Below are 12968 nucleotides of genomic sequence, written 5' to 3' on the forward strand. Positions count from 1 at the left end.
TTGACTAATTATTCTCCTAATGAATTACTCCGTATTGCCCGTCTAAAGAAAGCCGCGTCTCTGCTTGCTTCATCGGATATGACAGTGTCGGAGATTGGTTATGAAGTCGGTTTCAGTTCCCCTTCTTATTTTGCCAAATGTTATAAAGAACTGTTTGGGGAGAGCCCGACAGATTTATTAAAGAGGAAGGGTTAGAAACTTTCTTCAGAAAAATACAGCCGGAATCATGTCTGATTTATCATGATTCCGACTTTAAATATATGTTGTGACATGAAACTTAATTAAGCAGAATGAGGTAGTCATTCTTAGGGCTTACCCACCATTGCTTATGCCCTTTGCCTTCTATCCAGTCTTTGAATTTAGGATATCCTTTTATGAAATCATTTTCTTCAATCATATGATTGAGTGCAGCAGGAGCTTTCAGTCCCCATACATAATTATCCTCATTTGAATATTTGGCATTTTGTGAAGAAGGATAGATTCCCTTATACCCTTTCAAATGGATTTCAGTTCCATGGTCAGGTTTGGCTAGATAAATATCTACCATTTTATCTTGTAATCTGGATAGCTCGACAGGCTCTTTGAAATATATATAAATAGATGTGTTAACACCGGAGGTGGTTATGTATTCCGGTTCTGTATTCAGGTATTTGCTACCTGCCGGCTTAGATGGATTGGTATAGGAAAGAATTGCTTCTCCGTTCGGACCTTTTATGAATTCTATCCCGTCTCCTGTTTCCTGGAAAATTATTTCATCAATATCATCGTATTTCACTCCTGCCAGATTTATGTAAGGAGAAAAATCGTTAATACCTCCAAGAGCTCTGATCTGAAACCCGACCTGCATGACATAAGTATACCATGTTCCTCCTTTGTGGAAGAAATCCTGTAATTGGTATTTGTACCAGGCTACAAAATCATTAAAGTCATAATCTCCTAATTGAGGATACATATCTTCAAACATAACAGTACCATATCCGATAGGATACTCGAGTATATTATCTTCCATACCTGGTTGCGGAGTATAATCTCCTTTGCCACCACCTCTAGTTACAACAGGAGCAACTGAAGGTTTGGCATCTTCGGGAAGTGAGAAATTAATCATTCCATTTGTCACTTCTGTTTCTATTACTTTATTACCTGCTGAAACAGTCTCATATTTTAAATAAGCCTTCTCAAGATAATCTGGTACTACTACTGGCAAGGCGGGAGCTGCAGGGTCTATATTGACCGTAGATAACAGTTGGGTACAATTGGAATCTAAGAATATAGACACTAAAGAAGTTGTGGAAGATACGATTTTACATTTAGCGTCTTTGGAGGTTTCCCACGGGAAATTAGCAGGAATCTCTAAATCGGTCATTTTGATTTCTTTCTCAGATTGCTTACTTTCATCATAAAGATTCTTCTCGCAGGAACTGAAAGCGAATGCTCCCAATAAACAGGTTGCAAATAGGATATTTTTCTTTTTCATAACAGAGTAGTTTGCTTTGTTAGTAACTTTATTGTTTTACCGTTGTAAATTTCGTAATAATTTGTAGATAAAGCAAGAAAAGTTGCAAATATTATTTTTTTGTTCATTTGTAATTTGCAAAATATATTCAATAGTTCGTAAGAGGTATATTTATCTTTCTTTTGATAATATACCGGATATAGATTATCAAAAGGTAGGTTTATTGAAAAAAATAGGATAAAAGGCTGTTGGTTATAGCCAAAAGAAAAAGAGGTGAAAGATTCATAATGATTCCTTTTACCTCTTTTTTATGTTAAGAGTGTGATAAACTTCTTAATTTCTAATTACATATCGATAATCTACTTCCTCCCACCATCTTTTATATTCTTTTCCGCCGCTAGTGACCCAACCTTTAAATTGAGGATATGCTTTTAGGAAATTTTTTCCTTCGATAGCATGATCAAAAATTCCCCATGTTCTAATCCCCCATACAAAATTATTTTTGTCCGCATAATCTTGATGTTGATCATAAACCGGTTCGTATCCTTTTAAATGAATTTCTTGTTTATGATTTTCTTTGGCAATATACATATCTATATTATAGTTTTTATCCATTACGTCTTCGTATTCAATCGGATTTTTTAAAGTGATCCAAATCTCTTTAAACTTATCTGGTTTAGTCATCTCATTCTTTTCTGTATTATAATATTTATATCCGCTGGGAGGTGTAGGACTCTTATATGAGATAATTGCCTCTCCGTTTGGACCTTTTATAGATTTTACATTTTTTTCAGTTGTTTCTATAATAATATTGTCGGCTTTTACTTTTGTCAGACGGATATATGGTTCATATTTATATATACCTCCGACTGCTCTAATTTGAACACTTATACACATTTTATGTGCATAGTATTTTCCACGTGAGTATTTGTACAGAATTCTAAGATTATACCGTGCTACAAAATCATTAAAATCGTAATCACCTAATTGAGGGTACATATCTTCAAACATAAGGGTTCCGTTAATACTGAGAAGGCCATATTCATTGCTATTTTTTGTATTTATGACAGCTCTGCTTTTAATGTTTTGTATTTGAGGAGCTTTAATAGCGATTTTTCCGTCTTGGACTGGTACAATAGATATTCTATCTACTCCTTCATATTTCACATATACATTTTCTACGTATGTTGGTATTGCTATAGGAAACTCTACTGATTGGTTATCATTAGATTCGATATTCATATCCATTTGGAAAAGTAATGCTTCTTCTTTACATTCTTTGTCTAAGTACACGGAAACTATTGTTTCGGCAGGCGTAATTTGAGCTTTAACTTCTTGAGTATCTGACCAATCAAAGTTTTTGGGAACTATTAAGTCAGTCATTTTGGTTTCTTCTTCAGGCTGTTTGCTTTCATCATAAAGGTTTTTCTCGCAGGAACTAAAAGCGAAGATGCCTAATAAACAAGAGGCGAACAGAAAATTCTTCTTTTTCATAACACTTATGTTTGTCTTGTTAATAATATGGTTGTTTAACGAGTACAAAGTACGGTGTTATTTTTATTAAAAACAATTAAAGTTGCAAATATTGTTTGTTGTATGTTTATAATTTGCAAAATTTATACTTTTTGCCTAGCTTTGGACATGAAATAAGTGATAAAACAATGAAAGATTATAAAGTAGATAAAGCGAGTCTGTCTGAAACCTTCTGCCAGGAAGTGTATCAGGTGGTGTGTGAGATTCCGTTGGGTAAAGTTTCCACCTATGGAAGTATTGCTGCGTTACTGGGGATGCCTCAATGTTCCCGTATGGTAGGACGTGCTTTGAAGCAAGTGCCGGATAATGTTTCCACTCCTTGCCATAGAGTAGTCAATGCATCAGGACGTCTTGTTCCCGGTTGGGAAGAACAAAAACAAATCCTATTGGAAGAAGGAGTTTCTTTCAAACAAAATGGGTGTGTAGACCTGAAAAAGCACCTTTGGAATTACTCCGTTTCTGAATAAAATTTGTATCTTTAATCTATTTTGCCTATCTTTGTCGAAATAATATGCAAAAACAGGCTGTCATTCATATATAAAAATACTGTTTTTACTGTTCATTGAGAGGATAATCTTACCAAATTCTATTCCTTTTAAACTACTCAGTCTGTTTTTTAATCATTTAAAACTCATAAGGTTGCCATGCTATCATGTAATGTGGCCGAACCAAGCGAACTTTCAACTTGTTTATCATTGGTGAGAATGGTAGGCGCGACAGTTGAAAACAAAACAAATATTATAATCTAAACCAATATATTATTATATGAGCAAAATAGAAATAAAGGATTTATATCTCATTTTCGGTAATGAGAAACAGAAAGCTCTCAAGATGCTGAAAGAAGATAAAAGTAAATCGGAGATCCTAAAAGATACCGGGTGTACAGTAGGAGTGAAAAATGCTAATATTTCAATTAACGAAGGAGAATTTTTTGTGATAATGGGGCTCTCCGGCAGTGGGAAATCGACATTACTGCGTTGTATTAATCGTCTGATACGTCCCACTTCGGGACAAGTACTTGTGAATGGAATAGATATATCCAAGGTGTCTGAAAAAGAATTGTTGCAAGTCCGGCGTAAAGAACTGGCAATGGTATTTCAAAACTTTGGTCTGTTACCCCACCGTTCTGTATTACATAATATAGCGTTCGGTCTCGAACTTCAAGGAGTGAAGAAAGAGGAGCGAGAAAAGAAAGCCATGGAAAGTATGAAACTCGTCGGATTGAAAGGCTACGAGAACCAAATGGTAGGCGAACTTTCCGGCGGGATGCAGCAACGTGTCGGACTGGCTCGTGCCTTAGCCAATAATCCCGAAGTTCTTTTAATGGATGAGGCTTTCTCTGCTCTCGACCCCTTGATTCGTGTACAGATGCAGGATGAACTTCTCGCCTTGCAATCAAAGATGAAAAAGACTATTGTCTTTATCACCCACGACCTGAGTGAAGCGATTAAACTGGGCGACCGTATTGCTATCATGAAAGATGGAGAAGTAGTACAAATAGGAACTTCGGAAGAGATTCTGACCGAACCGGCCAACGATTATGTAGCCCGCTTTGTAGAAAACGTTGACAGGAGTAAAATTATCACCGCTTCATCTTTGATGATTGACAAACCATTGGTAGCCCGTCTGAAAAAAGAAGGTCCCGAAGTCTTGATTCGTAAAATGCGTGCGAAGAATATAACAGTACTTCCCGTCATAGATGCCGACGATAAACTGGTAGGTGAAGTACGCTTGAACGACCTGTTGAAACTGCGTAACAAACAGGAAAAATCTATCGAAACGGTTGTGCGTACGGAAGTCCATTCCGTATTGTGTGATACGGTACTGGAAGATATTCTCCCCCTGATGACAAAGAGCAATTCACCCGTTTGGGTAATTGACGAAACCCGTGAGTTCCTGGGCACTATTCCGTTATCATCCTTAATCATCGAAGTAACGGGGAAAGATAAAGAAGAAATAAACGAAATAATTCAAAACGCAATAGACTTATGATCAATATAGGACAATATATAGAGAGTGCCATTAATTGGATGATGGTGCATTTTTCTACTTCTTTTGATGCCGTGAATTCAGGCATCGGTAGTTTCATTATAGGATTTCAACATGTACTTTTCGGAATACCTTTTTATATAACTATCCTGGCGCTTGCTGTCGCAGCATGGATGAAGGCCGGGCGTGGAACGGCTATCTTTACCGTATTAGGCTTGTTGCTTATCTATGGAATGGGATTTTGGGAAGCAACTATGCAAACGCTTGCTCTCGTTTTGTCGTCTACTTGCTTGGCTCTGGTTGTCGGCGTGCCTTTAGGGGTATGGACGGCGAACAGTCCGCGTGCAGATAAAATACTTCGTCCCGTTCTCGATCTGATGCAGACTATGCCTGCTTTTGTCTACTTGATTCCCGCTGTCCTTTTCTTCGGCTTGGGAGCAGTTCCGGGAGTGTTTGCGACTATCATTTTCGCCATGCCGCCCGTAGTTCGTCTTACCGGACTGGGAATCCGGCAAGTCCCTAAAAATGTAGTGGAAGCTTCCCGGTCATTCGGGGCTACCCGCTGGCAGCTACTTTATAAAGTACAGCTTCCTCTGGCATTACCTACTATTTTGACCGGAGTAAATCAAACGATAATGATGTCACTTTCCATGGTCGTAATCGCTGCCATGATTGCTGCCGGTGGTTTAGGGGAAATCGTCTTGAAAGGTATTACCCAAATGAAAATCGGTTTGGGATTTGAAGGTGGTATAGCGGTGGTTATCTTGGCTATCATCTTAGACCGTATTACCCAAGGCATGGCAGGACGAAAAAACAAGAAAGACTAAAAACAGAAAGGAAAGAAAATGAGAATATATAAATTAGTAGGAATAGTATTGTCCGCCCTGCTTTTACTGGTTTCCTGTACGAATTCGGACGTAGATAAAAAGAAAGTGAAAATAGCTTATGCCAATTGGTTAGAAGGTATTGCCATGAGTCACTTGGCTAAGGTGGTACTGGAAGAACAAGGTTACGAAGTCGAATTGCAAAACGCAGACCTTGCTCCGATTTTCGTATCTATGTCAGGAAAGAAATCAGATGTCTTTTTGGATGCTTGGTTGCCGATAACGATGAAAGATTACTTGAACCAATACGGAGATAGCCTTGAATTCTTGGGTGAGGTTTATGGAGAAGCACGTGTCGGACTGGTCGTACCACAATATGTTACCATTAATTCCATAGACGAACTGGCAGCCAATAAAGACCGTTTTTCTTCTGAAATAGTAGGAATCGATGCCGGTGCAGGAATTATGAAAACCACAGATAAGGCGATCTCTGCTTACGGACTTGACGGATACACTCTTATGACTTCAAGTAGCTCAACTATGCTGGCGTCTCTGAAGAAAGCAATGGATAAAGGAGAATGGATTGTTATTACAGGCTGGACACCACATTGGATGTTTGACCAGTTTGATTTGAAATTTCTGAATGATCCGAAGAAAGTATATGGTGACCTTGAAGAGATACATGCTGTTGCTTGGAAAGGATTCAGTGAGAAAGACCCGTTTGCTGCTGAATTCTTTGCAAATATCAAATTGACGACGGAAGAACTTAGTTCTTTTATGACAGCTATGAAAGACGCCCGCATGGACGAAGAAGAAATAGCGCGTAAGTGGAGAAAAGAACATTGTGAATTGGTCGACAGTTGGATTCCGAAATCAAAGAATAAATAAGAAGAATTCAATAAACCAAATAAGGTCGGTACTGATTTCTATTCAGAGCCGGTTTAAATAAAAATGGGAGCCGTGCATTGAGCAGGCTCCCATTTTTATATGTATAAGAGTGTGATTAATTATTCAGCACCCCAGTTTTCTCTAGCCAGACGTTTGTAGCTGTTGTAACGCCATTTAGCGTTTTCTTCAGCAGCTTTGAACAGTTCTTCAGCTTCAGTAGGATATTGTTTCATTACAGAAGCGTAACGAACTTCACCCTTCAAGAAACCTTGGAAATCTTCCCAGTTCGGTTCTTTGCTATCCAAACGCCACAAGTGCCAGTAACCGCACTTAACAGCCTTTTCTTCTTCTTCCTGGCTCTTACCCATACCGGCTTTCAGACCGTGGTTGATACACGGAGCGTAAGCGATAATCAAAGATGGTCCGGGATATGCTTCTGCCTCGCGGATAGCTTTCAGAGTTTGAGCCTGGTCAGCACCCATAGCAATCTGAGCAACATATACGTAACCGTAAGTAGTAGCCATCAGACCAAGGTCTTTCTTACGAACGCGCTTACCAGCAGCAGCAAACTTAGCGATAGCACCCACCGGAGTAGCCTTAGAAGACTGACCACCTGTGTTAGAGTAAACCTCAGTATCCAGAACGAGGATGTTAACATCCTTACCTGATGCGATTACATGGTCAAGACCACCGTAACCGATATCGTAAGAAGCACCGTCACCACCGATAATCCACTGGCTGCGTTTAACAAGATATTGTTGCAGTTCAGCGATTTGTTTGCAGTGATTACATTTATCTTTGTTAGCTTCGACAACCGGGATAATCTTAGCTGCCAATTCTTTCGTCTTGTCAGCATCCAGCATATTGTTGATCCATTCAGCGAACAGTTCTTTCACGTCAGCAGGAGTGCAGTCGGCAGCAATAGCTTCGTTCATAACCTTCACGATACGTGCACGCATCTTTTCGTTAGCCAGTTCCATACCCAGACCGAATTCGCAGAAGTCTTCGAACAATGAGTTAGCCCAAGCAGGACCGTGACCGTTTTCGTTCTTAGTATAAGGAGTAGAAGGAACAGAACCGGAGTAGATAGAAGAACATCCGGTAGCGTTAGCAACCATTTCGCGGTCACCGAACAACTGAGAAATCAGCTTCACGTACGGAGTTTCACCACAACCGGAGCAAGCACCTGAGAACTCGAACAACGGAGTAGCGAACTGAGAGTTCTTCACGTTAGACTTGATGTCAACCAAGTGTTGTTTAGTCTTCACGTTATTAGCGCAGTATTCCCAATTAGCAGCTTCAGCCAATTGGCTTTCAAGATGTTTCATGGTCAATGCTTTGCCACCCTTCTTCGGATTACCCGGACAGATGTCAGCACAGTTTCCGCAACCCAGACAGTCGAGAACATCAACTTGGATACGGAATGTCATACCGTCGAATACTTTACCTACTGCTTTCAGTTGTTCGAACTGAGCACCCTTCTGTTCTTCTGCATCGAGAACGAACGGACGGATAGAAGCGTGAGGACAAACGTATGCACACTTGTTACATTGGATACAGTTTTCAGGATTCCATTCGGGAACAAATGCAGCAACACCACGTTTTTCGTATTTAGCAGTACCTTGATACCAAGTACCGTCTTCGATACCCTTGAATGCAGATACCGGCAGCAAATCACCGTCTTGTGCATTGATCGGACGAACTACTTCATTGATGAATGCAGGGTCGTTGTTTTCAACTTTTGCATCATCCGGCAAGTTAGCCCATGCAGGGTCAACAGTCAGCTGTTTGTATTCACCACCACGGTCAACGGCAGCATAGTTCTTGTTGACAACGTCTTCACCCTTCTTGCCGTAAGACTTAACGATGAATTTTTTCATCTGCTCAACAGCTTGTTCTACAGGGATTACACCTGTGATACGGAAGAATGCGGATTGAAGGATAGTGTTGGTACGGTTGCCCAAACCAATTTCCAGTGCAATCTGAGTTGCGTTGATATAATATACAGAAATGTTGTTCTGTGCGAAATACTTCTTAACCTTGTTCGGCAAGTTCTTAGCCAGTTCATCACCTTCCCAAATAGTGTTCAGCAAGAAAGAACCGTTCTTACGCAAACCACGTGTTACGTCGTACATGTGCAGGTAAGCCTGAACATGACAAGCAACGAAGTTCGGAGTGTTTACCAAGTAAGTAGAACGGATAGGAGTATCACCGAAACGCAAGTGAGAACAAGTGAACCCACCTGACTTCTTGGAGTCATAAGAGAAGTAAGCTTGACAGTGTTTGTCGGTGTTGTCACCGATAATCTTAACAGAGTTCTTGTTGGCACCTACCGTACCGTCAGCACCCAAACCGTAGAATTTAGCTTCGAACATACCTTCGCCGCCCAAAGCGATTTCTTCTTTTTGAGGGAGAGAAGTGAAAGTAACGTCGTCTACGATACCGATAGTGAAGTGGTTCTTCGGCATCGGCATAGCCAGGTTTTCGAATACTGAAAGGATCTGTGCAGGAGTAGTGTCCTTAGAACCCAGACCGTAGCGACCGCCAACGATAACCGGAGCGTTTTCTGCACCGTAGAAGCAGTCTTTAACGTCAAGATACAAAGGCTCGCCGTTAGCACCCGGTTCTTTAGTACGGTCAAGAACTGCAATAGTCTTAGCAGTCTTAGGTACAGCAGCCAGGAAGTGTTTAGCAGAGAACGGACGATACAAGTGTACGGCAACCATACCCACTTTTTCACCGTTTGCTACCAAGTAGTCGATAGCTTCGCGTGCAGCTTCCGTTACAGAACCCATAGCGATAATTACGCGTTCTGCATCTTCTGCTCCGTAGTAATCAAACAAACCGTATTTGCGACCTGTAATCTTAGAAATTTCATTCATGTATTCTTCTACGATAGCGGGAACTGCTTCATAGTAGTTGTTGCATGATTCACGATGTTGGAAGAAGTGGTCGGGGTTTTCAGCCATACCACGGGCTACCGGATTCATCGGATTCAGTGCGCGGGCACGGAATTCAGCCAAAGCTTCCTGATCAATCAGCGGAGCAAGATCTTCGTTTTCCAACATTTCGATCTTCTGGATTTCGTGAGAAGTACGGAAACCATCGAAGAAGTTCATGAAAGGAACGCGTGACTTGATAGTAGACAGGTGAGCAACACCGGCCAAATCCATAACTTCCTGTACAGAACCTTCAGCCAACATAGCAAAGCCAGTCTGACGAGCTGACATTACATCCTGATGGTCACCGAAGATACACAATGCGTGAGAAGCCAATGTACGCGCTGATACATGGAATACGCATGGCAAGAATTCACCGGCAATTTTGTACATGTTAGGGATCATCAGGAGAAGACCCTGAGAAGCAGTGTAAGTAGTAGTCAACGCACCAGCCTGGAGAGAACCGTGAACTGCACCGGCAGCACCGCCTTCACTGTTTCGCCGAAGATGTTCTTACGTCCTGCGGCAGCCCATTCGTCTACGTACTCAGCCATAGTCGAAGAAGGAGTGATCGGATAGATAGCTGCTACTTCAGAGAACATATACGAGATATGTGCTGCAGCTTGGTTACCGTCACAAGTGATGAATTTCTTCTGTTTAGTCATAACTAAATTAAATATTTAAGTAAATAAATCTTTATTAGTATAAAAAGCCGAACATCCAGAGAGGTATCTGGTTGCCTCGACCTATTTCCGCCTTTTGCAACGCGTACGTCACATCCGGGTTATTTTTTATTTTTGTACCTTCCGGGCAAATTTTGAACGGCATTACTTCATCCACCATAAAAGAGGCATTTTTGTCTCCTTTATGTATTTTATGGTCTTTCCATAAGGAGTTGGCAAAGAAAGTCTCAAGTACATCCTGTTCCTCCACCTTTACCGGATAAATCGAATACATCAAGTTTGAGTTGTGCATCATAATCTTTGACGGTTTTTTGGGAAATTCTTCTCCTTTCGGATAAACCAGATTAATGAGACGTGCATCTGCCAGATACTTGATGTAATTCATCACCGTTGCGCGGGATGTCTGTATGTCGCTTGCCAGTTGGCTGACGTTTGGAGCTTTCGGACCGTCGACAGCCAACAAATATAGTAATTTTTTTATCTTTGAAAGATATTTCAGCTCAATTTGTTTGATAAGCAGGATATCTACTTCCACCATCATGTTCATTGTCTTCAGCAGATTCTCCGAAAAGTTACGCTTTTCGAGGAAGAAGGGGTAGAATCCATGATGCAGGTAATCCTGAAAGTAATCCAGCGGACGTACTTTGGAAAGCACTCCTTTGGCAATCTGTTCGTGTGTACTGAGAATCTCTTCGAGACTGTACGCCCGGAATTTCATACCTGTTTGCAGGTTCAGAAATTCGCGGAAAGAGAATCCGCGAAGATTATAGCTTTTCGCAATATCACGCAATTCGAGGTTTTCTTCTTTCAGCCGCATCACGGACGAACCGGTGAATACGATTTTCAGGTTCGGATAACGGTCGTAGCACATACGGAGTTCTTTGCTCCATTCGGGATGCTTAAACACTTGGTCGATCAGCAGAACTTTTCCGCCACGTTTCTGAAACTCGTTGGCAAAGTCTACGATGCTATGCCCCGAGAAATAGAAATTGTTCATGTTGATGAACAGACAGGAACGGTCGGTTCCGAATTTCTCTTTGGCGTATTGGAGAAGGAAAGTGGTTTTTCCTACGCCACGTGTCCCTTTGATACCAATCAGGCGGTCACTCCAGTCAATCTCGTCCATAAGATCGCGGCGAACGGGGGCATTGGTGTGCTCAACAAGGTAAGCGTGTGTGCGATAGAATGATTCCATTTCAGTTCTTTGTTTTTCGGGTGGCAAATATAGTGCTTTTTTTAGGATTTGCAAAGTAGAGATAGCAAAAATGTGCTTTTAAATACAACTTTCTCTTTATTGTGAAGATTCCTGTTTATTTCCTGTATATATTTGCAGAATAAAGCATTGATTGCATTTGGTATGGCTAAAAAGACTCTTTATATATTCAATCCGGAGCATGATTTGGCGTTGGCAAGTGGTGAAACGAATTATATGCCGCCGGCTTCTGCCAGGCGTATGGCTTCCGAACTGGCTTTGCTTCCTGTGTGGTATGCGGAACGGGGAAGTGCGGTGCTGGCTTCTTCTGCTTATAATCTCGATTATTTGAAGCGGATGCAGGAGTTGTTGGATATTCCGGTCTATTTAATGACGGAACCGGAATTGGCTGCCGAACCGGCATTGGATATCCGTCCTTGGGGGTGGGATGCGGCTTTACGGAAACGACTTTCAGGACTGGGAGTGGATGAATCCCTACTTCCTTCCATGCAACAAATAAGTGTATGGCAGGAGTACTCTCACCGTTCTAAGTCCGTATCGTTACTTCCTGAACTACAGTTGAATGAACATTTCTGTGGAGAATCTTATTATCTGAAAACGCCGGAAGAATGGAAATCTTTCGTGGAAGAACGGGAAGGGTGTTTGTTGAAAGCTCCGCTTTCGGGAAGTGGGAAAGGGTTAAACTGGTGCAAAGGTACATTTACTCCTTTTATCTCCGGTTGGTGCACGCGTGTGGCTGCTTTACAGGGAGGGGTTATTGCGGAACCCATATATAATAAGGTAGAGGATTTTGCTTTGGAGTTTTATTCTGACGGGGCAGGTGAAGTGATGTTTGCCGGATATTCTCTTTTCCGTACCGGAAAGAGTGGAATGTATGAAGGAAACTACCTGCTCTCTAATGAGGCAATCCGGGGGAAACTTTCCCAATACGTACCTTTAGGGGCTTTGACGGACTTGGAGAGTCGTTTGAAGTGTGAGCTTTCTAAGTCGGTAAGCTCTGTTTATAAAGGTTATCTGGGAGTTGATATGATGATTTGCCGGTTCCCGGAAAATGAAAAAACAGCTTTTCGGATTCATCCTTGCGTAGAAATAAATCTGCGCATGAATATGGGAGTCATGACGCGCTTCCTGTATGACTGCTATGTACATCCGGATTCAGCAGGATGTTCGGGAATTGATTATCATCCTTCGGAGGGGGAAGCTTTGAAGGAACACGAACGGATGTCGGCCACTTATCCGTTGGAAATCAGGGAGGGGAAAGTATGCTCCGGCTATTTACCTTTGGTGCCTGTCCATAAGAGAAGCTGTTACCGGGCGTGGATGTTGGTTGCTCCGACTCATTGAAAGTTGGTTGCTCCGACTCATTGAAAAAGGAATGGTGTGGGCTTGGTTGTTTTTGATATAGGATTCATCCCATTGGTTACCTGAGATTGTTAAATTTTCATT

9 protein-coding genes and 1 pseudogene are annotated in these 12968 nt (G+C 41.4%); 6 read left to right on the plus strand and 4 right to left on the minus strand.

Annotated features, from left to right (window positions below):
- On the plus strand, positions 1-195 hold a 195-nt coding region (locus tag BHV72_RS04440; RefSeq protein WP_286854921.1), incomplete at its 5' end, for a helix-turn-helix domain-containing protein.
- Positions 196-277: 82 nt separating this feature from the next.
- On the opposite strand, the gene BHV72_RS04445 is transcribed toward BHV72_RS04440, so the two are convergent.
- Together BHV72_RS04445 and BHV72_RS04450 are read right to left on the minus strand one after the other, a co-directional pair.
- Positions 278-1474, minus strand: coding sequence for an LruC domain-containing protein (locus BHV72_RS04445; protein WP_286854923.1), 1197 nt, complete (start codon positions 1472-1474; stop codon positions 278-280).
- Positions 1475-1786: 312 nt separating this feature from the next.
- Complete coding sequence (locus BHV72_RS04450) at positions 1787-2947, minus strand: LruC domain-containing protein (RefSeq protein WP_229093640.1); 1161 nt, start codon at positions 2945-2947, stop codon at positions 1787-1789.
- 167 nt (positions 2948-3114) lie between these two features.
- Between BHV72_RS04450 and BHV72_RS04455 the strand changes: the two genes are divergently transcribed.
- The 4 genes from BHV72_RS04455 to BHV72_RS04470 all read left to right on the plus strand — a co-directional run bounded on the left by BHV72_RS04455 (position 3115) and on the right by BHV72_RS04470 (position 6687).
- On the plus strand, positions 3115-3453 hold the full coding sequence (locus BHV72_RS04455; RefSeq protein ID WP_122295624.1) for an MGMT family protein: 339 nt from the start codon (positions 3115-3117) through the stop codon (positions 3451-3453).
- 298 nt (positions 3454-3751) lie between these two features.
- Positions 3752-4978: a quaternary amine ABC transporter ATP-binding protein gene (locus BHV72_RS04460; protein WP_005681634.1), complete on the plus strand. Its 1227-nt coding sequence runs from the start codon at positions 3752-3754 to the stop codon at positions 4976-4978.
- Entirely contained in the window at positions 4975-5802 is an 828-nt protein-coding gene (locus BHV72_RS04465) for an ABC transporter permease (protein ID WP_122295610.1), read from the plus strand. The genes BHV72_RS04460 and BHV72_RS04465 overlap by 4 nt, the downstream gene beginning before the upstream one ends.
- A gap of 18 nt (positions 5803-5820) precedes the next feature.
- A complete protein-coding gene (locus BHV72_RS04470; protein ID WP_022042403.1) occupies positions 5821-6687 on the plus strand; it encodes a glycine betaine ABC transporter substrate-binding protein in 867 nt (288 codons plus the stop codon).
- A gap of 119 nt (positions 6688-6806) precedes the next feature.
- Here the strand turns inward: BHV72_RS04470 and nifJ are convergent.
- Both nifJ and BHV72_RS04480 read right to left on the minus strand, forming a co-directional pair.
- Positions 6807-10291, minus strand: a pseudogene (gene nifJ / locus BHV72_RS04475) (pyruvate:ferredoxin (flavodoxin) oxidoreductase).
- Between the two features lie 34 nt (positions 10292-10325).
- Positions 10326-11504 carry an ATP-binding protein gene (locus BHV72_RS04480; RefSeq protein WP_005678366.1) on the minus strand — a complete coding sequence of 393 codons (1179 nt, stop codon included), beginning with the start codon at positions 11502-11504 and terminating at the stop codon, positions 10326-10328.
- Between the two features lie 162 nt (positions 11505-11666).
- Here BHV72_RS04480 and BHV72_RS04485 point away from each other — a divergent pair, with 162 nt between their 5' ends.
- Positions 11667-12866 carry a hypothetical protein gene (locus BHV72_RS04485; protein ID WP_286854934.1) on the plus strand — a complete coding sequence of 400 codons (1200 nt, stop codon included), beginning with the start codon at positions 11667-11669 and terminating at the stop codon, positions 12864-12866.
- Positions 12867-12968: the final 102 nt, after the last annotated feature.

The organism is Bacteroides sp. 43_46 (assembly GCF_001915455.1).
Lineage (GTDB): Bacteria > Bacteroidota > Bacteroidia > Bacteroidales > Bacteroidaceae > Bacteroides > Bacteroides caccae.

What these genes read in the sequence shown, in the direction of transcription:
- BHV72_RS04480 (WP_005678366.1), bottom strand. Translation starts at nt 11,504, where the DNA reads ATGGAATCATTCTATCGCACACACGCTTACCTTGTTGAGCACACCAAT.
- BHV72_RS04450 (WP_229093640.1), bottom strand. Translation starts at nt 2,947, where the DNA reads ATGAAAAAGAAGAATTTTCTGTTCGCCTCTTGTTTATTAGGCATCTTC.
- BHV72_RS04445 (WP_286854923.1), bottom strand. Translation starts at nt 1,474, where the DNA reads ATGAAAAAGAAAAATATCCTATTTGCAACCTGTTTATTGGGAGCATTC.
- BHV72_RS04470 (WP_022042403.1), top strand. Translation starts at nt 5,821, where the DNA reads ATGAGAATATATAAATTAGTAGGAATAGTATTGTCCGCCCTGCTTTTA.
- BHV72_RS04455 (WP_122295624.1), top strand. Translation starts at nt 3,115, where the DNA reads ATGAAAGATTATAAAGTAGATAAAGCGAGTCTGTCTGAAACCTTCTGC.
- BHV72_RS04465 (WP_122295610.1), top strand. Translation starts at nt 4,975, where the DNA reads ATGATCAATATAGGACAATATATAGAGAGTGCCATTAATTGGATGATG.
- BHV72_RS04485 (WP_286854934.1), top strand. Translation starts at nt 11,667, where the DNA reads ATGGCTAAAAAGACTCTTTATATATTCAATCCGGAGCATGATTTGGCG.
- BHV72_RS04460 (WP_005681634.1), top strand. Translation starts at nt 3,752, where the DNA reads ATGAGCAAAATAGAAATAAAGGATTTATATCTCATTTTCGGTAATGAG.